Raw genomic sequence first — 18,626 nt, 5'->3', positions numbered from 1 at the left:
TTCAGGGCCTCCATGCGGCATAATCGCCGTATCTTTCACGCGGCGGCGGCCAGGCTGGCGATTGCGGCTGCCACACCACCCGGGCCGTGCGGGATTTCTTTGGCTTGAAGCGCCATCTCAACGGCTCCGAGCGCTCCAATAAGCGCCGCAGCGTTGAAATGACCCATGTGGGCGATCCGGAAGGCTTTGCCGTGATAATCTCCAATCCCGAGGCCGAGCGTCACGCCACAGACGTCGCGCGCGAAGGCGGTGATGACGCTTACGTCGACGTTAGGCGTTAACACCGCCGTCACAGACGGCGCTCGCTCGGATCCCTCGGTCACTCCGAAGGTGAGAGCCTGACCACTCGACCAGAGTTCGACGGCAGCATGTGTCGCCTTGGCAAGGGCGGCGTGGCGGCGCCAGATCGCCTCCAGCCCTTCCTCGAAGATCATGTCGAGCGCGGCACGCTGTCCGAAGAGGAGATGCTCAGGCGCAGTGCCGCAATGCTTCATGTAGGCCAGCACGTTCATCCGGCCACTCCAATCCCAATAGCCGGTGCGCAGGTCGGCGCGCTTATGGGCGGCCAGAGCTTTCTCGTTGGCCGCGACGAAGGCGAGGCCTGGCGAAGACATGAGACCCTTCTGCGAGGCTGAGACGCCAACGTCGATGCGCCAGGCATCCATCTCGAATTCCATGCAGCCAAGGGAGGCAATGGCATCGACCATGAACAGAGCGGGGTGACCGGCGGCGTCGATGGCCCTGCGAATGGCCGGGATATCGTTGACGATTCCTGCTGCGGTATCAATCTGAACGACCATCACAGCCTTGATCGCGTGCTGCGTATCGTTGCGTAGCCGGGCCTCGACTGCTGCGGGATCGACGGCCCGGCGCCAGCTACCGGGGAGCATCTCGACATCGACGCCCATGAAGCGGGCCATCTCACCCCAGCCGACGGCGAAGCGGCCGCTTTCGAGCACGAGAACCCTGTCGCCTCGCGACAGAACATTGCTGAAGGCCGCCTCCCATCCACCATGGCCGTTGGCGGCGTAGACGAAGGTTTCGCCGTCAGTCCGGAAGACGCGCTTGAGATCGGAGAGAACCGTTTCGGTCAGGCTCACGATGCTGTCGGAACTGAGTTCCTCAGCCGGCCGCATCATCGCCTGGAGCACGCGATCGGGAATATTGGTGGGGCCTGGCATCGCGAGTAGCGGCCGACCATTCGCCAGGGACATGCCGAATCCTCAGGACAGTAAAATCACCACAGCAGAGATCCGCCAAGCGCGTTTCCCGGGCAAGTGCGTGCGCGCATTGCTCGACATCTCGCGCTGCATGACGCGTGTGCCGACTCGATCGGCAGGCGGCGTCCAAAAATCTCTATGAGGCGTTCGGGCTGTACCTCCGTTTCAGCTCTCCGCTGTCGTCGTAGCTGGCCTCGAAAACCGGCGAAGCGAGAGTGGCGCGAACTTTCAGTGTTCCGGCTCCGCTGTTCGTAAATCCATGACGGCTGCCAGCGGGCACGATGACCGACTGGTTGGGCAAGACCGACATAACCTCGTCCTCGATGCGGATCTCGGCCTGCCCCTCAATGACCTCCAGAATTTCTTCGACCGTATGCGAGTGCATCGGCGCGCCAAGGCCTGGTTGGCAAAGCTGCTCGAAGATGCAGAGCTGGTGCGATCCGACGACGGCTGAAACCCGCATCGAGGTCAGCACGCCCTCTCGCCACTTTTCGAGCTCGGCGTTGGGCTCAATCACGCGCATGCGTTGGTTCCTTTCAGCGGCTCCCCCACCCTACGATGCAATGACCTCACGCAGGACTTTCGGAGAGAAACATGTTCACGCACATCATGATCGGCAGCAACGACCTGGAGCGATCCAAGGGCTTCTACGACGCCACATTCGTCGCGCTTGGAGGTCAACCGGGTGAGGTCGATGCCAGAGGCAGGCTGATCTACGCCCACAGCGGCGGCCGGCTGATGATAACAACTCCGATCGATGGCAATCCGGCAACCTTCGCCAACGGCGGGACTATCGGCATCGCTGCGGCTAGCCGAGAGCATGTCCAGGCCTGGCACGATGCCGGAACGACGCATGGGGGAAAGTCCATCGAGACCCCGCCGAGCGAGCGTCCCAATGGTGCTTTCGTCGCATACCTTCGCGACCCTGACGGGAACAAGCTCACCGCGCGCTCTCAGCCGACGAAGTAGGCTTGGCCCTTTAACGATGTGCAACTAGCTCGGCACCGGCGCGCCATCCCGGGTGGAACAACGGACGATTTCCACCAGCAGCCACTGACGCCTCCGCGGGCGAAAGGGTAGCCCATCCCGCGAACGGCCGCCCATCGCGCTGCTTCCGCAGGGCTCAACGCTTGGCTGCCTTGGAACAGAGGCACCGCGGGCCTTTTCCTCGTCCAGGCGATACAGCTTGGAGACGACAGGTGTGCATTTCCAACCAAGATGAATATCAAGCGGCCGTCCAGCGCCCGGCCGCCGTGAGCGACGCTCTCCGCGTTTCCGAAAAGGGCCGCGAGTTCCAGAGCCTGACTTCGGCAATTCGCGAATGGGATGAGGCCCACAAGGGTGAGAATGCGAGCGGCCCCGAGCCGGACCAGAGCCTATTACGGCCGGACGATCTCCCGTTCTGAGGGCTGCCTGGCAATCTCGGAAAGCTTCAAAAAGATTGACCATGAGCCACTCAGCCGCCGGCCAGAGCTATCTGCCAGGTTTTGGGAACGGCTTGCTCACAAAGCGCGAGCCGGCTAGGCCATATCGCCATGGCTGCTCGGCGGCTTTCGAAATCCCAATCCGGGCGCTGCAAGAAATCTCCGGCGCATGTGTTCGGTCTACGATCGAGAAAGGGCTGCGTTCCAAGCTCAATCCATCATGAGCGCTTGTTATCCCGAGCGCCTGGGCCAAGCGCCCTGGCCCATTGCAGAGATTGATCATGCTGCCGCGGCGCGCCTGCATTTCAGCCAACCCATCTGTCGGTTCGATGGCTCTGATCAAGACCGCGCCATCGCCCGCAGCGACAATGTTAAAGCACCAGTGCAGCCCATAGGACCGATAAACGTAAGCGTGCCAGGAAGGCCCAAACATAACCGCATTCCGCGGTGTCGGGCCTCGGAAACTGTGCGAAGCTGGATCGTCAGCGAGATAGGCCTCGGTTTCGACGATGGTTCCTCCTACGCCATCAACGAGCAGCCCGACGCCAATCAGGCGTGGTGCAAGCTCCAGCGCGGTCAAGGCTTTCAGCTCGGTCAAAGTTGATGGCATTTGTTCGATTGCGGGCTTGCTGATGGCGCGGACTTCAACTCGCGCCCTGAAGCCTGCAGTAATCAGCGCAGCAGCGGGAGAACGGTGGCGGCGGCGATCGCCACGACGATGGCACCTCGAATGAGGATGCCATTGATCCGAGCCATAGAGGCATCTGAGCTGTCAGGCGTACGCATAACTTCGCCTCCCTCGAAGTGCGGCTTCGGACCCAGTACGCGCGGATGCAACCCCATGAATAGCAATCCGTCACACTCTCCTCTCGTGTGACCAGGCCGCCACGACGTTACAACTGCCCCGGCGATTCCGGTTTGCTGCGTTAATCCGAAGCTTGGATCGCACTGGGTGCAGCTGACGCCGAACAATCTGGCCTGTTAGGGATAAAGCTGGCTCGGTGCTTCGCGTCGCGGCGCAGCGCGCCAGGCCCGTATCGCGTCTCGCGATTCTGGCCGGAGCTATATCAGCCAGTGCTGCACGGTCATCGAAGTGGGGCTCGCGGGCCGATTATCAGCCATCGTTCGACGAGTTAAGCTCGTCCGGCCTCAGCCCCTCATCAAGGGCTGCTGGGATCGCCTTTCTGAGTGCGTCGTTGATCCGGTCCTGCCAGCCGGGGCCGCCATCCTGAAAGTGCGCCAACACCTCGCTGTCGATCCGAAGAGTGACCATCTCCTTGGCGCCCGGCAGAACGGTACGCTTCTCGATTGACGCAGGTGGCGCCACTTTCGGCGCAGCAAAAAGGGCTTCCGCCTTGTCCCGCGCGCTCGTCGGGCGGCGCGTTCGATCGTTGCTCATGAAGTCCTCATACCCGGCACCTGATAACCGATAGTAACAGGGACTGGATGGAAAAGGGGCGTAATCCTGTACCCGCTCAATCCTGGAAAGTTGCTTCGACGGAGGGCGCCTATCACGTAGACGTCAGTGGGAACGCCACTGACCATGATGGTTCTTTGGTGGTTCGGGAATCCGGCAGTGCCAACCTCTTCCGAAGTCGCCTAGTCCTCAACAAAGCGTTCGACGAATCCCGAGGGGACGTGATCTGGATGCGAGCCGATCCACCCTCTATGACCCAGTTTTCGCGGTGCCGGCGGATCTCGACGGTTGCGCTCACTGCCTGCTCTCCCCGCCCAATTTGTCGCGGCGCAGCTCCCTCTCCACAGCCTCGGCGGATGAACCAGCGGCAGGCACGGCATCTTAAAGCCGTGCTTTGGAGACGCCGAATTTGTCGTTCCAATAGCGCACCTCGTAGTCTCATTGAGATTAACCCGCGACCGATCCTGTGCACCACAGCTGCTCTTGTCGTCTGGCTGATCCTCCTGGCGCTAAGATCCCCAAAGGAACGGACGGTTCCGGCATTGGGGACACCTCCCAGGGCAGTTTCGCCCGAGCGAGTGTCAGGAGGGGAGGAAAGCTGTTCCGCGGCGTCCACCCGAGTGGTCCCTGGGTTGCGCCAAGCCGAAAGGCGCTCAGGAGATAATTACGCCCTCGCTTGGATCCGCTGAATCAAACCAAACTCTCGGCGAGGAACGGCCATGAGACGACTGCGTTCAAGGATCGTCTTTGGGAGATACTAGGCTATGCAGACCACCGTGACCGCCCTTCGTTTCGAGCCCTGGAGCTTCGTCCCAAACAATCCCCGGCTTCCCGCACTGATCTATGAGGGGGCGTTCGGTCCCGATGCTGCCGATCTGGCGACGCTCATGGAAAAACGGTTCTCCGAAAATGGCTGGCCACCGCAATGGCGCGATGGAATCTACGATTTCGATCATTATCACTCGCAGGGTCACGAAGTGCTCGGCATCGCGGCAGGGCACGCGAAGCTGATGCTGGGGGGCGATACGGGCCGGGAGGTCAAGGTGACGGCCGGCAATGTGGTGGTTCTTCCAGCGGGAACGGGTCACCGCCAGCTCAGCCAATCTAACGATTTCCTTGTTGTCGGCGCGTACCCGCCCGGCCAGACCGGCGACATCGTCCGGGAGGAACCGACGTCGGCCATGATCCAAAAGATTTCGATCTTGAGCTTCCCGCCGCGGGATCCAGTCGTTGGAGTCGACGGCCCGATGCTTCGCCTATGGGCTGATGCGAGCGTTACCTGAGTGATTGGGCGCATTCCAGTACGGTAGAACGATTGATGCCTCTGAACCCCTCCTCCCCGCTTGCGCAGCTCCTGAACGCTCCCATGAAGACTGGGCAGGTTGTGTGGTTGGGCATTCGGCCGGCGCGTAGCGAACCAATGGTCGCGCTCCAAAGCGCCGATTTTGACATTACCCGCGGTGTTGTTGGCGATCGCCACACCCGCGCCGCGGGCAAGCGCCAGGTGACTCTGATCCAAGTTGAGCACCTCTCCGCGATTGCCAGTTACATAGCCCGTTCAAAAATTCACCCGGGCGAATTGCGACGCAATGTTGTGACCCGCGGTATCAATCTGCTCGCGCTGAAGGATAGGCGCTTCAGAATCGGTTCCGCGATCCTCGAAACCACGGGGGAGTGTCATCCCTGCTCCCGGATGGAGGAAATCCTCGGCGTGGGAGGATACAACGCTGTTCGGGGCCATGGCGGCATCACCGCGCGCATCATCGAAAGCGGATCGGCCAGCGTCGGTGCTGCCGTTGCACCGTACCCAGGGTAGCTTTCACGCGATCCCGAGAAGCCCCCTAAACTCGTCAATTACGTTCAGCATGCGGTACTTCCTCCCATCATGGGTGCGGTCTTCGACGAAGTCGTAGGACCACACGTGATTGGGCCGCTCTGCACGCAGGCGGATGCGAGATCCATCCGCGAGCGAGAGGCGGCCGCGCTTGGGTTGTCGGGCCGGAACCTTCAGCCCCTCACGTCGCCAGATGCGCTCAACCCGCTTGTCGTTGACGACCCAGCCTGCCGTCGAGCGCAGCAGCGCGGCGATCTTGCGATAGCCATAGCGGCCGTAACGGCGGGCCAGTTCGACGACGTCGGCGATGAGCTTTTCCTCGTCGTCTCGTCCATGCGGGATGCGGCGCTGTGTCGAGCGATGCTGCCCGAGCACGCGGCAGACCCGCTGCTCCGACACCTTCAGGACGACCCGGACATGCTCAATGCACGCACGGCGACGCGCGGGGCTCCGTAGTTTCCCGACGCGGCTTCCTTCAGGATCAGCTTGTCGAGCGTCAGGTCCGCGACGGCGCGACGGAGCCGGGCGTTCTCGGCCTCGAGCTCCTTCATCCGCCTCACCTGATCCGTCTTCAGGCCGCCGAACTCGCGGCGCCAGCGATAGTAACTAACCTCCGTCACGCCCATAGAGCGGATCGCGTCGGCAACGGATTGCCCCTGCGAGACCAGCACATCGACCTGGCGTAGCTTCCCGACGATCTCTTCGGGCTTGTGGCGTTTCTTCGGCATCTCGGTCCTCCTGTCTGCCAAAACACATACTTCAGGGTGGACCAATTCAACGGGGGTGGATCAGCCGCCGAAATTATGTCGCTTGGAGCCATTGAAGACGATCAGTTCGCCGCCACCGATGGATTCACCACTGACTTTGGCCAAACCCAATCGCCCGAAGGCTTTGCAGGCTTCGACCTGAAGTTGAGGAGAGGTAGGAAGAACGAGCGCCCAGGGGCCGCTGACCGGATAATCGTTTGCCGAATGCGCTACCCCAGATGACAATACGAAGGCAAAAATCACGTAGAATATTCGACGCATCTCGGACCTCATGCTCAGTTCGTTATAAGTCTACGCATTGGGTTGAGAGCGAGGTTGTCACCACGCTCTCGCGTCTATTGATATGCGATAGGTCGCGATCTCTTCGAATTCTTATATTCCTGCTGGATCTCATACCATCGAAACAACGCCGTATCGAATAATCTCTCATTTACGAGCGCGGGCTCATTGCGAAGCCGGCCTTGAGGATCGTTCTGCCGAAGAGAAGCAAGCTCATACGAAGCTGCCAAGGTTGGTTGGCAATTGTATAACTTACCATCCTGACGATTGAATACGTAGGTGGCCATCAAGGGGGAAAGCATACCGTAGAGTCCAAACTGGCGTCCCTCAGAGGTGCCAAGGCCGGCTGATTTCTTGGAGACAATCGTAGGTTGACCCTCTAGGCGGACCCATTCTTCCAACGCCAGGCCCGCGAACGCCGGGGCGCATTCACGTTGGTCGCGAGAACTCCCCCAGATGTTGTGGTGCAAAATATTTTCTGTACTAAAAGATGGCGGCCCCTGCTCCGCAACCAAAGCATTCTGAGCGTCTTGTAGTTTATCAGGCGAAACAAGGACGGAGTGCATGAGTTCAAAAACCCGTCCTGGCAGATTGGGAACTGTCATGATTGCGACAAACTCGGAGCCGTCACGGTTGACGTACAAACGCCCACCAAACTCCACTTGCCAAAGGCCATCCCGGTTTCTGAAGCTGCTGTCCGTTCCGAGAAATTTATGATTGGCTGTCGGAAGATCATAGACAGATTCGACTGCCATTTTCCGCCTGATCAGCTGGTCGGCCTCTCGAACCGGTTGGCCGAGCCTTACGCCAAGTAACTCCGGCCCGTACCCTTGGGGGTCCAGCATCCGGACAGCAGGTTCGACAAGGACAGGGAAGGTGGGAAACGCGGGTTGCGGCAGCACGGGGTTGGCCGGGCAAGCGGCCTTTCGGTCCGCCGGAAACGCTTTGCAGGCACAAATGAACTCGGGCTCATTGAGACTGGCGCCTAGATCCTGGAACCCACAGGCTTCATTCGTCGCATTCCGCATGAGTTCATAGGCGTTCATCTCTTTCAGGCAAGCACCATTGGCAATCCAGAGCGCTGCGTGCGCAGCGACAAGTTTCGGGTCTGCGTCAGGCGGTGGAAAATTATGCAAGAGTTCTTGATCGGCCGCTTGAAGTCGCTTGAAGCAAATCTCAACGGAATTCGCGGCGTTTGAGCTGATCGAATTGTCGAAATATTTCGTCCGGCATTTGAGATTGTCGCCATCATCTTTGGTCGAAATCATGCAATAATTTAGAATCGTTAATCTCAGTTGCTCCGCAAATTTTACCGCCGCGACATTGTTCCAATTATATCCGGTACGCATCTGATAGACGAATTCTTCGAAATTTTTGCCAGGAAGCCCAAGCTGCCTGAGCGCGATACCTTCGCCGGCGCGTATTGTGTTCCGCCTCTCGATGGCTTGATCGATATCTCTTTGAAGAGCCGTTCTATTGGTGCAGTTTCCGCATTGATCCAGAGCCTTGCGCAACGTCAGTATACGTAGCTTAAGCTCCTCCGAAGCCTGAAGGTACTGACCAATCGCGGCGCCCGGCGCAAGCAGTTTCCCGGTCGCGGGATCTCGGCCGTCGAAGGATTGGCCAAATAATGGCTGCAGGAGTGAAGCCGAAAATAGCAAAACGAGCGCAAGCCAGAACGGCGCCCTCGAAAGGGGGCGATATCGACGTCTCCGCGTGGAGCGCGATCTCAGTAGGCTTGGGAGCTCCAGACGGAGGTGGCCGGATAGAGCAGAAAAAGCGCGCACGCTCATCGTACCCTCCTTTTCCCTTTTGACTGCCTTGTCATGTGGAACGCTGCAGCCGGCCGCATTATTACGTTAATCTGCCCATGACGCTAGGTTAAGTTGGCCCGTATGCGCCTTCAGAAGAGTGTGACTGAAACCAGATGGGGTGGATGCGCCCGCTCGTAATTTTAGGTTCGAGCAATCCCAAAATCCGCCTCTTCCGCGGTAGGCGCTGCCTTCAAGATTGCGCCACAAGCGGTCGTTGAATTAAGCCCGGAACCGGTCGCTCGCGGCTCTGATACGAGACGTCGTATTCCCGAGCTCCCAGAGCGATCATCGTGGGATCGTTGTCATGCCCCCGCTTTCCAATCCGTCCATGGCGTCCGGAAACCGCGCTGAGGCGCATCGGTCGACGGGACGGAATTTTGTCGATCTGAACGTCGCATTTCGCGCGAGCCGCAGGGGCATGCTTGGGGCTTGTGCTGTGTTAGCCCCCCCGCACGGAAAATTCCCGCTCCGCTCTGGATGACGACAGAGGGCTCTTCAACCACAGTTGTCGATCCCTGCGTTGGATCGTATCGCTACAGCTTAAACCGATCTATCAACGCTTTCGGGTTCAGCGATTGACGAGGACGATGGCGGACGACAGCAGCTCGGTGCGTAAGCGCTTGGGGCAGTTCTATACCCACAGGTCGGAGGCGGAATCACTCGCAAATTGGGCCGTTCGCACGGGGATGGAGAGAATCCTCGAGCCCAGCGCGCTGCGCGACAACCGCCGCCCCAACCGATGAGTTCGCGGCGGTCGATCTAATCTTGGTCGACGCCGATAGCCCGCCCGGAGCGCGGCGCGCTCAATCGGAGATCTACAACTTCTTCCGCTAGCGAAACCGCAATCGGCCCCGAGCAACTCTTTGCTCGGGGCCGATTGCGTTGCGCGTCCGCGCGATGATTTTCCTACTGTTTCAAGCCAGTTTTGCCGGCCTAGGGCCTCATTTCCGTGGCCAGAATGCCGACAGACTATAGCCTCAAATGCCGACAGACTTCCTGCAACGCCGAAATTCGATATCAACAATATCAGAGACTTACAAAGGCGACTGCCGACAATCTATGCGTTCCGCACACCCTGACGGGTGATGACACCGAACGGGATGCTCCGGCCTTCTTGGCCGTCGGGATGCCCCCAAACCGCCGCCATGGCGGATCGGCCGCCCACGCGCTAGCTTCACAGGCATGTGGGGGATTCTCCAAGCCTACTGGCCGCATATCCTTGCCGCCATCTCCATCGTGATGGCGGCTATCGCCGGCGCGCATGCGGTGATGACGAAGGACGAAGTGCGCGCCGCCATCGGCTGGACCGGCGTCATCATCCTTTCGCCGATCGTCGGCCCCCTTCTCTATGCGATTGCCGGCGTGAACCGCATCCGGCGCGCCTCGCTCCTCGCGCAACGGACCGGCCACGGCCGGGCAGCGACGCATTTCCACGTCGGCGACAAGGCGGTCGGGGCGCGGTTCGGGCAACGTTTCACCGCGCTCAAGACGCTGGGCGACCGTGTGGCCCGCCACCCTCTGACCACCGGCAACAGCATCGAAACCCTGCGAACCGGCGACGAAGCCTATAGCGCCATGCTGACCGCCATCGCGGCGGCCGAGCGCAGCGTCATCCTCGAAAGCTACATCTTCGACCGCGACCCGATCGGCCTGCGCATCGCCGATGTGCTGATCGCCGCGCATCGGCGCGGGGTTGCGGTGCGCGTGCTGATCGATGCGGTCGGCGCCCGCTATTCGGTGCCCAGCATCGCCGGCCATCTGCGCGAGGGCGGCGTCGCGGTCGACGTGTTCAACGGCAACATCATCATGGGCCTCAGGCTGCCCTATGCCAATCTGCGGACGCACCGGAAGATCATCGTCGTCGACGGGACCGTCGCCTTCATGGGCGGCATGAACATCCGCCAGGGCTTCACCCGCGAGTTCGCCGGCGACACCTATGCCCATGACACGCATTTTCGCCTGACCGGACCAATCGTCGCCGATCTTTTCACGGTCGCGGCGGAGGACTGGCGCTTCGCCTCCGGCGAGGCGCTCGAAGGCCCGGCATGGGAAATCACCTTGCCTGCCGCCGGTGAATTCGCCGCGCTCGTGCGGGCCGTGCCGTCGGGTCCCGACAGCTATCTGGAGACCAATCACAAGCTCTTGATGGGCGCACTTTCGGTCGCGCGGCGCTCCGTCAGGATCATGTCGCCCTATTTCCTGCCGGATCAGGAATTGATCAGCGCACTCGTCACGGCGGCGCGGCGCGGCGTCGACATCGACATCATCGTCCCCTCCGTCAACAATCTGGTGCTGGTCGACAGGGCGATGACCGCGCAATTCGACCAGATTCTCAAGAATTATTGCCGAATCTGGCGCTCGACCGGCCCGTTCGACCATTCCAAGCTCTTCGTCGTCGATGACTGCTGGGCCTATGTCGGCTCCTCCAACCTCGACCCACGTTCGCTCAGGCTGAATTTCGAGATCGACATCGAAGTGCTCGACCATCATTTCGCAGGCGGAATCGCCGAGCGCGTCGAGGCTGTGATGGCCCAGGCGACGCCGGTCACGCTTGCCGGCCTGCGCGCACGCCCTTATGTCTTGCGTCTGATGGACAGGTTGATCTGGCTCGGCTCGCCCTATCTTTGAGCCGAGCGGGTCGCAGCCCTGGCGCCACGGATATGCAAAGCTTCGTCCTGTTCGATTCGAGCGGGCCAAAGCCTCAAACGGCAGAGCGATGCAGAAGAAGAGCCCGAGCCTGCGCGCCAGCATCATCGCCTCGCTCCGCCAGCGGAAGAACCGCGATGAAGCGTCCAGGCATGGGCCGGGCGAGCGGCCGGCAGGCACGCTGGTCGCCTCCTACAATGTTCACAAATGCGTCGGCGTCGACGGCCGCTTCGATCCTGGCCGCATCGCGCAGGTGATCCGCGAGATCGCCCCCGACATCATCGCGCTGCAGGAAGCCGACAAGCGCTTCGGCGCACGCCACGGCCTGCTCGACCTTACCAGGCTGAAGGAGGAGACGGGTCTCCTCCCCGTTCCCATCGAGAGTGCCAACGCCGCCGCCCATGGCTGGCACGGCAATGTCGTTCTGTTCCGACAGGGGCTTGTGCGAGACGTCCATCAGGTCTCGCTGCCCGGGCTCGAACCCCGCGGCGCGCTGGTCGTCGACCTCGATCTGGAGGGCGGCAGGGAGGTGCGCATCGTCGCCGCCCATCTTGGCCTCCTGCGCCGCTCGCGCTCGCAGCAGACGCGCATGCTCCTCGACGTGATGAGGAACCGCGACGAACGCCCCACCCTTCTGCTCGGAGACCTCAATGAATGGCGCCTCGGCGACCGCTCGTCGCTGAAGGAACTCGGTCCCACTTTCGGCACGCTGCCGATGCCCGTCCCGAGCTTTCCCTCGGGCCTGCCGCTGCTGGCACTCGACCGGATCATCGCCAACCGGCCGGAGATGCTGTCCGACGTCACGGTCCATGATACGCCGCTGGCGCGCATCGCCTCCGATCACCTGCCGATCAAGGCCATCCTCGACCCGAGCCTCGCGGGCCTTCCCCTGCCTACTGCCGCGCTCGGGCACGCGGTCAGTCCGGCTGCCGCGATCATCGGCTTTCGGAGCGGCGCCGCGCTTGCGGGACCAGAGGAGGGTCCCTTGCCGATCTCGGAGCTTCCGGACGGAAGCGAAGGCAGCAACCGGGCGCTCGTGCGCAAGGCGGGCGACCGGCTGAAGCGCGCGGTCAAGCGGACCCTGCGCCGGGCCTGACACACCTCCTTGGAAGCTATCGCGGTCCAGCGTCATGACGCGCATGCGTTCCGACGCTGGCAACATCCGACAAATGCTGCTTTCTGGCCCTGTCAGCTGCAAGATGGCGTGGAATCAGATGCCGGATGCCTTGGCCGAGCGCCCAAGCGCGCTGCAACTCTTCCTGATCTTCGCGCGGATCGGGCTGACCAGCTTCGGCGGCGGCTTGAGCGGCTGGATGCTGCGGGAATTCGTGCAACGGCGCCGGCTGATGAGCGAAGAGGATTTCCTCAACGGGCTCTCGATCGCGCAAGCCCTACCCGGCGTCAACGTCACCAACATGGCGATCTGGATCGGCTACAAGCTCGGCGGACGCAGCGGGGCGATCGCCTGCTGGCTCGGCATCGTGTTGCCGGCCGCCATCGTCATCGTGCTGATCGGCACGCTCTTCTCTTCACTCGGCGGCTATGCAGTCACCCATGTCGCCCTCAACGGTGCCGCCTCGGCCGCGATCGGCCTCTCGCTGGCCATGGGATTGACCGCGGCACGGCGCGTGCCGCGCCGGGTCTTTCCGCTCGCGATCATGGCCGCGACCTTCTTTGCCGTCGCGATCCTGAAACTGCCGCTGCTCTGGACCGTGCTCGGCGCCGGCTCGCTGAGTGTCGCCGTGACCTATTATCGGGGCTGAGCACCGGACGATGCCCAATCTGCCGCTCAGCATCCTCGTGGTCTTCCTGCCGCTCTCGCTGGTGACGATCGGCGGCGGCCAGAGCGCCATCGCCGACATGCACCGCCAGATCGTCGACGTGCATCACTGGCTGAGCGCCGCGCAATTCGTCGACGCCTTCGCGATCGCGCGGCTGGCGCCGGGGCCGGGCTCGCTCCTGGCGACGCTGATCGGCTGGCAGATCGCCGGGTTCTGGGGCGCGCTGGCCGCGACCGTCGGCATCTTCGGGCCGACCGCCTTCCTCATCTATGGCGTCGCCCATATCTGGTCGCGCTATGAGGGCGCCCGGCTGCTACGCGCGCTGGAAAAAGGCCTGCGCCCCGTCGCGGCCGGCATGATCCTGGCCGCCAGCTATGTGCTGATCCAATCGCTCGACGGCGGCTGGCTCGGACGCGGCACCGCGCTTGTCTCGACAGCGCTGCTGATGCTGACGCCGATCAATCCGTTGCTGCTGATCGCCAGCGGCGCCGGCTGCTTCGTCGGGCTGCATCTGCTGGCGCTGATCTGAAGAAATGACGGGGCCGGGCGCGTGGTTCGTTGATCGGGCCACGCAGCTTCACTATCCCTCTTGTCGACAAGAGGTGTGCGAATGAAACCGGCGAAGACGACCACAAGCGCAGTGCCCGAGCGCAAGCGCGGCTCCGGCGTGAAGCTGGTCTACGACCTGCTGCGCGACGAAATCCTCGATCTGGTGCTGCCGCCGGGCAGCCCGATCGACGAGGTGCAGCTCGCCGAGCGCTTCGAGATGTCGCGCACGCCCATCCGCGAGGCGCTGGTGCGGCTGGCCGGTGAAGGGCTGATCGTCACCCTGCCCAACCGCTCGACGATGGTGTCGAACCTCGACTTCCTGAATCTGTCGCCCTTCTTCGACGCCCTGATGCTGATGTACCGGGTGACGACACAGCTTGCGGCGCAGAACCATCGCCCCGAGGATCTGGACGTGATCCGCGCCCGGCAGGCGGAGTTCGCCGCGGCGGTGAAGGCCCAGGATGCGCTCGCGATGATCGCGACGAATGCGGATTTTCACGCCGCCATCGCCGAAGCCGGCCGCAATCCGTATTTCAACAGCCTCTTCAACCGCCTGCTCGACGAAGGGCGCCGCTTCCTGCGGCTCTACTATCAGTCCTATGACGACCGGCTTCCGCAGCAATTCGTCGACGAGCACGAGGACATGATCGCGGCTATCGCGGCGCGCGACATGGCGGCCGCCGAACGCCTCGGCCGCGCTCATGCCGAGCAGATCATCCAGCAGATCCAAAAGCTTACAGTGGGCGACAAGCGACTGGAGATTGCCCTCTGAACTGCCTGTCGAATTCTTGTCGACAAATAATATGCAATGTGAGATAAGAGCGCCGGGGAGAGGCGGATCGCTGCGCGACACGGTTCCTCTCCCGTCCCACAAAGCCAGCAGGAGAGCGCGATGAAGGCCAAGATTTTCTCGGGCGTGATCCCCGCCCTGATGACGCCCTGCAAGGCGGATCGGACGCCCGATTTCGATGCGCTGGTGCGCAAGGGCAAGGAGCTGATCGCCGCAGGCATGTCGGCCGTGGTCTATTGCGGTTCGATGGGCGATTGGCCGCTGCTGACCGATACGCAGCGCATGGAAGGCGTCGAGCGGCTGGTCAAGGCCGGCATCCCGGTCATCGTCGGCACCGGCGCGGTCAATACGGCCTCCGCCGTGGCGCTTGCCGCCCATGCGCAGAAAGTCGGTGCGCAGGGTCTGATGGTGATCCCGCGCGTGCTCTCGCGCGGCACGGTCGTCCTCGCCCAGAAGGCGCATTTCAAGGCGATCCTCTCGGCCGCGCCCGATCTGCCGGCCGTGATCTACAACAGCCCCTATTACGGCTTCGCCACCCGGGCCGACCTGTTCTTCGCCCTGCGGGCCGAGCATCCGAACCTCGTCGGCTTCAAGGAATTCGGCGGCCCGGCCGACATGCGCTACGCGGCCGAGAACATCACCAGCCGCGACGACGACGTCTCTCTGATGATCGGCGTCGATACCGCCGTCTTCCACGGCTATGTGAACTGCGGCGCGACCGGCGCGATCACCGGCATCGGCAACGTGCTGCCGAAGGAAGTGCTGCATCTGTGCAGGCTGTCCGAGGCGGCAGCCCAGGGCGATGCCGAGGCGCGCCAGCGCGCGCTCGAGCTGGAGCAGGCGCTCGGCATCCTCTCCTCCTTCGACGAAGGCCCCGATCTCGTGCTCTATTTCAAGCATCTGATGGTGTTGAAGGGCGACAAGGAATACGGTCTGCACTTCAACGAAACGGACATGCTGACCGAGAGCCAGCGCGGCTATGCCGAGGCGCAGTTCAAGCTGTTCAACAGCTGGTATGCCGCCTGGACGAAGCAGCCCGGCGCCGTGCAGAAATACGCCGCCTGACGAGCGAGCATCGACCGCGCCTGTGGCGATGGAGGCCAGCCCCTTCGCCACGGGTTCCAAGGCGCCTCGAGAGACCGGATCCATGGCCAGCTACACCTTCTCCTGCCTCGACGGCCACACCTGCGGCAACCCCGTCCGCCTGGTCTCGGGCGGCGGCCCCAGGCTCGAAGGCGCAAACATGCTGGAGAAGCGCGCGCATTTCCTGCGCGAGTTCGACTGGATCCGCACCGGGCTGATGTTCGAGCCGCGTGGGCACGACATGATGTCCGGCTCGATCCTGTATCCGCCGACCCGGCCCGATTGCGACGTCGCCGTGCTCTTCATCGAGACCTCGGGCTGCCTGCCGATGTGCGGGCATGGCACGATCGGCACGATCACCATGGGCATCGAGAACGGCCTGATCACACCGCGCGAGCCCGGCCGGCTCTCGATCGACGCACCGGCCGGCAAGGTCGACATCACCTACCGCCAGGAAGGCCGCTTCGTCGAAGAGGTGCGGCTCACCAACGTCCCGGGCTTCCTCTACGCCGAGGGGCTGACGGCGGAGGTCGAAGGCCTCGGCGAGATCGTGGTCGATGTCGCCTATGGCGGCAATTTCTACGCCATCGTCGAGCCGCAGAAGAACTTCCGCGACATGGCCGACCATACCGCCGGCGAGCTCGTCGGCTGGTCGCCGAAGCTGCGCGCGGCGCTCAACGCGAAATACGAATTCGTCCACCCGGAGCACCCGGAGATCCGGGGCCTGAGCCATATCCAGTGGACCGGCCGGGCGACCCAGCCGGAAGCCCATGCCCGCAACGCGGTGTTCTATGGCGAGAAGGCGATCGACCGCTCGCCCTGCGGCACCGGGACCTCGGCGCGGATGGCCCAGCTCGCCGCCAAGGGCAAGCTCAAGGTCGGCGACGAATTCGTGCACGAGTCGATCATTGGCTCGCTGTTCAAGGGGCGTGTCGAGGCGGCGACCACCGTCGCCAACCGCGAGGCGATCATCCCCTCCATCGCCGGCTGGGCGCGGATGACCGGCATCAATACGATCTTCATCGACGATCGCGACCCCTTCGCGCACGGCTTCGTCGTGAAGTGAGCCCGGCGCTTCCCACCGCTTAAGCGCAAGCGCCCTCACCTCTCAGAACGACGCAATCCGACGCTGCCCGACAGATGTCGAGTGCGCCGCGCATGCGGCTCGCCTTGACTTATCGCACCTCAATAAATATCCAACCGGTTGGATATTTATTGGAAAACCCATGGGCAGGCACAGAACCATCGACCGCGAGGCGGTTCTCGACGCGGCAGAACGGGTCGTGATGCGGGCGGGAGCCGCGCATCTGACGCTGGATGCCGTGGCGGCCGAGGCCGGCATCAGCAAGGCCAGCGTCCTCTACGACTACAAGAGCAAGCGCGCACTGATCGGCGCCGTCATCGAACGTCGCGTCGGCACCGAGGAAAAGCGGATCCAGGCTTTCATCGCGGCCGAAGCCGGCAAGCCGGATGCGGATATTCACGGGCGCCTCGCCGCCGCCTCGCGCTCATCGTCGGAAGAAGACCGCGCGGTCGCCCTCAACCTCTGCGTCGCCCTGGCACAGGATGCCGAGTTGCGCGGGCCCGTGCAGAAGTCGCTGCAGAACACGCTCTCCGCCATCGCCGCATCCTCGACACATCCGCGCGGTGCACTGCTCGCCTTCCTCGCCGTCGAGGGATTGACCCTGCTCGACTGGTTCGGGCTGCTCAGCTTCCCGGAAGCCGAGCGCGACAGGTTGATCGCCGAGATCGGCTGGTTGGTCGGGCAGTCGCCGAGCGCACTTCCCCAAACCTGAAACGCAACCAGATCACATATCGAGCGCCGAGCCCGAACCCATGCCTTTCTCGTCTTTGACCCTCTCCCGCATCCTCGTCATCGCGCTGCCGCTGTTCGCGGCCGCCTGCAGCGAGGAAAAGCAGCCGACCAAGACCGCTGCCCAGATGCCACCCGTGACGGTCGGCATCGTCACGGCCGAGGCGCAGAACCTGCCGGTGACCAACAACCTGCCGGGCCGCATCGCGCCGACGCGCATCGCGGAGGTGCGCCCGCGCGTCACGGGCATCGTCGTCGAACGGGTGTTCCAGCAGGGCAGCCTCGTCAAGGAAGGCGACGTCCTCTACCGGATCGACCCGGCCCCGTTCCGGGTGCGCGTGGCCAGTGCCGAGGCGACCCTGAAGCGCGCGGAAGCGACGCAGTTGCAGGCCCGCCAGCAATCCGACCGCATCATCGAGCTGCGCGAGCGCAACGTCGCCAGCGCGCAGCAGCAGGAAAGCGCGACCGCGGCGCTGGCCCAGGCCGATGCCGATGTTGCGGCTGCTCAGGCGGGCCTCGCCGCGGCGCAGCTTGACCTGCAATACTCGGAGGTCCGCGCCCCGATCAGCGGCCGGATCGGCCGCGCGCTGATCACGGAAGGCGCGCTCGTCGGCACCGGCGCCGCCGACATCCTGGCGACGATCCAGCAGCTCGACCCGGTCTATGCCGACTTCACCCAATCCGCCGGTGAATTGCTGGCGCTGCGCCGCGCTCTCAAGCTCGGCGCACTGACGAGCTCGGACCCAGGTGCAGCCAATGTCCAGCTGCTGTTCGACAATGGCGAGCGCTATCGCCATTCGGGCAAGCTGCTGTTCTCGGAGGCCACCGTCGATGCGACGACCGGGCAAGTGACGCTGCGCGGCGAGTTCCCGAACCCGGAAGGCGATCTCCTGCCCGGCATGTATGTCCGCGTCGAGATCGAGCAGGGCGTGCAGAGCAACGCCATCGCCGTGCCGCAGCAGGCGATCCAGCGCGATGGCCGCGGACAGGCGCAGCTCTACATCCTCAAGCAGGACGGCACGCTGGAGCTGCGGCCGGTCCGCGCCGGCCGGACGCTGGACAACCGGCAGGTGATCGATGACGGGCTGAAACCCGGCGAACAGGTCGTCGTCGAAGGCTTCCAGAAGATCCGCCCGGGCGCGAAGTTCACCGGCGCACCCTGGCAGGCAGCCGCTCCAGCCAAGACCGCCGGCAAGCAGGGCTGATACG

The 18,626-nt window shown here is 62.9% G+C and carries 18 protein-coding genes and 2 pseudogenes; 13 read left to right on the top strand and 7 right to left on the bottom strand.

What is annotated here, in order from left to right; genetic code table 11:
• Positions 1-35: 35 nt before the first annotated feature.
• Both AC1DNE_RS12260 and AC1DNE_RS12255 read right to left on the bottom strand, forming a co-directional pair.
• Positions 36-1,214, bottom strand: coding sequence for a pyridoxal-phosphate-dependent aminotransferase family protein (locus AC1DNE_RS12260; protein WP_441472062.1), 1,179 nt, complete (start codon positions 1,212-1,214; stop codon positions 36-38).
• 142 nt (positions 1,215-1,356) lie between these two features.
• Positions 1,357-1,743 (bottom strand): cupin domain-containing protein, encoded by a 387-nt coding sequence (locus AC1DNE_RS12255; protein WP_441472061.1) that lies wholly within the window; start codon positions 1,741-1,743, stop codon positions 1,357-1,359.
• A 71-nt stretch (positions 1,744-1,814) separates the two neighbouring features.
• Here AC1DNE_RS12255 and AC1DNE_RS12250 point away from each other — a divergent pair, with 71 nt between their 5' ends.
• Both AC1DNE_RS12250 and AC1DNE_RS12245 read left to right on the top strand, forming a co-directional pair.
• The gene (locus AC1DNE_RS12250; protein WP_441472060.1) at positions 1,815-2,189 is read left to right on the top strand and encodes a VOC family protein; all 375 of its coding nucleotides are present in this window, start codon (positions 1,815-1,817) and stop codon (positions 2,187-2,189) included.
• A gap of 230 nt (positions 2,190-2,419) precedes the next feature.
• Positions 2,420-2,626, top strand: a complete 207-nt coding sequence (locus AC1DNE_RS12245) for a hypothetical protein (protein WP_441472059.1) — start codon at positions 2,420-2,422, stop codon at positions 2,624-2,626.
• 67 nt (positions 2,627-2,693) lie between these two features.
• On the opposite strand, the gene AC1DNE_RS12240 is transcribed toward AC1DNE_RS12245, so the two are convergent.
• Entirely contained in the window at positions 2,694-3,254 is a 561-nt protein-coding gene (locus AC1DNE_RS12240; RefSeq protein WP_476766467.1) for a DNA-3-methyladenine glycosylase, read from the bottom strand.
• A gap of 504 nt (positions 3,255-3,758) precedes the next feature.
• Positions 3,759-4,043, bottom strand: a complete 285-nt coding sequence (locus tag AC1DNE_RS12235; RefSeq protein ID WP_441472057.1) for a BrnA antitoxin family protein — start codon at positions 4,041-4,043, stop codon at positions 3,759-3,761.
• Between the two features lie 782 nt (positions 4,044-4,825).
• Here AC1DNE_RS12235 and AC1DNE_RS12230 point away from each other — a divergent pair.
• The gene (locus tag AC1DNE_RS12230) at positions 4,826-5,344 is read left to right on the top strand and encodes a cupin (protein ID WP_476766468.1); all 519 of its coding nucleotides are present in this window, start codon (positions 4,826-4,828) and stop codon (positions 5,342-5,344) included.
• 83 nt (positions 5,345-5,427) lie between these two features.
• Positions 5,428-5,877: an MOSC domain-containing protein gene (locus AC1DNE_RS12225; RefSeq protein ID WP_476766469.1), complete on the top strand. Its 450-nt coding sequence runs from the start codon at positions 5,428-5,430 to the stop codon at positions 5,875-5,877.
• A gap of 27 nt (positions 5,878-5,904) precedes the next feature.
• Here the strand turns inward: AC1DNE_RS12225 and AC1DNE_RS12220 are convergent.
• The 3 genes and pseudogenes from AC1DNE_RS12220 to AC1DNE_RS12210 form a co-directional block, all read right to left on the bottom strand.
• Positions 5,905-6,623: pseudogene (locus AC1DNE_RS12220) on the bottom strand (IS3 family transposase); the annotation flags it as partial.
• Between the two features lie 60 nt (positions 6,624-6,683).
• The gene (locus tag AC1DNE_RS12215) at positions 6,684-6,923 is read right to left on the bottom strand and encodes a hypothetical protein (protein WP_476766470.1); all 240 of its coding nucleotides are present in this window, start codon (positions 6,921-6,923) and stop codon (positions 6,684-6,686) included.
• A gap of 74 nt (positions 6,924-6,997) precedes the next feature.
• Complete coding sequence (locus AC1DNE_RS12210) at positions 6,998-8,734, bottom strand: hypothetical protein (protein ID WP_476841064.1); 1,737 nt, start codon at positions 8,732-8,734, stop codon at positions 6,998-7,000.
• A 1,203-nt stretch (positions 8,735-9,937) separates the two neighbouring features.
• On the opposite strand from AC1DNE_RS12210, the gene AC1DNE_RS12205 reads away from it, so the two are divergent.
• The 9 genes and pseudogenes from AC1DNE_RS12205 (at position 9,938) to AC1DNE_RS12165 (ending at position 18,622) form a co-directional block, all read left to right on the top strand.
• Entirely contained in the window at positions 9,938-11,383 is a 1,446-nt protein-coding gene (locus AC1DNE_RS12205; RefSeq protein ID WP_441472051.1) for a phospholipase D-like domain-containing protein, read from the top strand.
• An 88-nt stretch (positions 11,384-11,471) separates the two neighbouring features.
• Positions 11,472-12,269 (top strand): annotated as a pseudogene (locus tag AC1DNE_RS12200) (endonuclease/exonuclease/phosphatase family protein); the annotation flags it as partial.
• Between the two features lie 346 nt (positions 12,270-12,615).
• Complete coding sequence (locus tag AC1DNE_RS12195) at positions 12,616-13,164, top strand: chromate transporter (protein WP_441472050.1); 549 nt, start codon at positions 12,616-12,618, stop codon at positions 13,162-13,164.
• A gap of 10 nt (positions 13,165-13,174) precedes the next feature.
• A complete protein-coding gene (locus tag AC1DNE_RS12190; RefSeq protein WP_441472049.1) occupies positions 13,175-13,711 on the top strand; it encodes a chromate transporter in 537 nt (178 codons plus the stop codon).
• Positions 13,712-13,792: 81 nt separating this feature from the next.
• The gene (locus AC1DNE_RS12185) at positions 13,793-14,503 is read left to right on the top strand and encodes a GntR family transcriptional regulator (protein WP_476766473.1); all 711 of its coding nucleotides are present in this window, start codon (positions 13,793-13,795) and stop codon (positions 14,501-14,503) included.
• Between the two features lie 120 nt (positions 14,504-14,623).
• Positions 14,624-15,586 carry a dihydrodipicolinate synthase family protein gene (locus tag AC1DNE_RS12180; RefSeq protein ID WP_441472047.1) on the top strand — a complete coding sequence of 321 codons (963 nt, stop codon included), beginning with the start codon at positions 14,624-14,626 and terminating at the stop codon, positions 15,584-15,586.
• Positions 15,587-15,668: 82 nt separating this feature from the next.
• Entirely contained in the window at positions 15,669-16,670 is a 1,002-nt protein-coding gene (locus tag AC1DNE_RS12175) for a 4-hydroxyproline epimerase (RefSeq protein ID WP_441472046.1), read from the top strand.
• Positions 16,671-16,830: 160 nt separating this feature from the next.
• Positions 16,831-17,400 (top strand): TetR/AcrR family transcriptional regulator, encoded by a 570-nt coding sequence (locus AC1DNE_RS12170; RefSeq protein ID WP_441472045.1) that lies wholly within the window; start codon positions 16,831-16,833, stop codon positions 17,398-17,400.
• Positions 17,401-17,440: 40 nt separating this feature from the next.
• A complete protein-coding gene (locus AC1DNE_RS12165; RefSeq protein ID WP_441472044.1) occupies positions 17,441-18,622 on the top strand; it encodes an efflux RND transporter periplasmic adaptor subunit in 1,182 nt (393 codons plus the stop codon).
• Positions 18,623-18,626: the final 4 nt, after the last annotated feature.

The organism is Allobosea sp. 05L423 (assembly GCF_056397745.1).
Note: the sequence above shows the minus strand (reverse complement) of the source record. Positions and strands in the feature narration are given on the sequence as shown.

Bases quoted from the DNA above. Each gene is read 5' to 3' on its own strand.
- AC1DNE_RS12235 (WP_441472057.1), bottom strand. From the start codon at position 4,043: ATGAGCAACGATCGAACGCGCCGCCCGACGAGCGCGCGGGACAAGGCG.
- AC1DNE_RS12215 (WP_476766470.1), bottom strand. From the start codon at position 6,923: ATGCGTCGAATATTCTACGTGATTTTTGCCTTCGTATTGTCATCTGGG.
- AC1DNE_RS12260 (WP_441472062.1), bottom strand. From the start codon at position 1,214: ATGTCCCTGGCGAATGGTCGGCCGCTACTCGCGATGCCAGGCCCCACC.
- AC1DNE_RS12255 (WP_441472061.1), bottom strand. From the start codon at position 1,743: ATGCGCGTGATTGAGCCCAACGCCGAGCTCGAAAAGTGGCGAGAGGGC.
- AC1DNE_RS12170 (WP_441472045.1), top strand. From the start codon at position 16,831: ATGGGCAGGCACAGAACCATCGACCGCGAGGCGGTTCTCGACGCGGCA.
- AC1DNE_RS12185 (WP_476766473.1), top strand. From the start codon at position 13,793: ATGAAACCGGCGAAGACGACCACAAGCGCAGTGCCCGAGCGCAAGCGC.
- AC1DNE_RS12210 (WP_476841064.1), bottom strand. From the start codon at position 8,734: ATGAGCGTGCGCGCTTTTTCTGCTCTATCCGGCCACCTCCGTCTGGAG.
- AC1DNE_RS12230 (WP_476766468.1), top strand. From the start codon at position 4,826: ATGCAGACCACCGTGACCGCCCTTCGTTTCGAGCCCTGGAGCTTCGTC.
- AC1DNE_RS12175 (WP_441472046.1), top strand. From the start codon at position 15,669: ATGGCCAGCTACACCTTCTCCTGCCTCGACGGCCACACCTGCGGCAAC.
- AC1DNE_RS12205 (WP_441472051.1), top strand. From the start codon at position 9,938: ATGTGGGGGATTCTCCAAGCCTACTGGCCGCATATCCTTGCCGCCATC.
- AC1DNE_RS12165 (WP_441472044.1), top strand. From the start codon at position 17,441: ATGCCTTTCTCGTCTTTGACCCTCTCCCGCATCCTCGTCATCGCGCTG.
- AC1DNE_RS12225 (WP_476766469.1), top strand. From the start codon at position 5,428: ATGAAGACTGGGCAGGTTGTGTGGTTGGGCATTCGGCCGGCGCGTAGC.
- AC1DNE_RS12250 (WP_441472060.1), top strand. From the start codon at position 1,815: ATGTTCACGCACATCATGATCGGCAGCAACGACCTGGAGCGATCCAAG.
- AC1DNE_RS12180 (WP_441472047.1), top strand. From the start codon at position 14,624: ATGAAGGCCAAGATTTTCTCGGGCGTGATCCCCGCCCTGATGACGCCC.
- AC1DNE_RS12240 (WP_476766467.1), bottom strand. From the start codon at position 3,254: ATGCCATCAACTTTGACCGAGCTGAAAGCCTTGACCGCGCTGGAGCTT.
- AC1DNE_RS12195 (WP_441472050.1), top strand. From the start codon at position 12,616: ATGCCGGATGCCTTGGCCGAGCGCCCAAGCGCGCTGCAACTCTTCCTG.
- AC1DNE_RS12190 (WP_441472049.1), top strand. From the start codon at position 13,175: ATGCCCAATCTGCCGCTCAGCATCCTCGTGGTCTTCCTGCCGCTCTCG.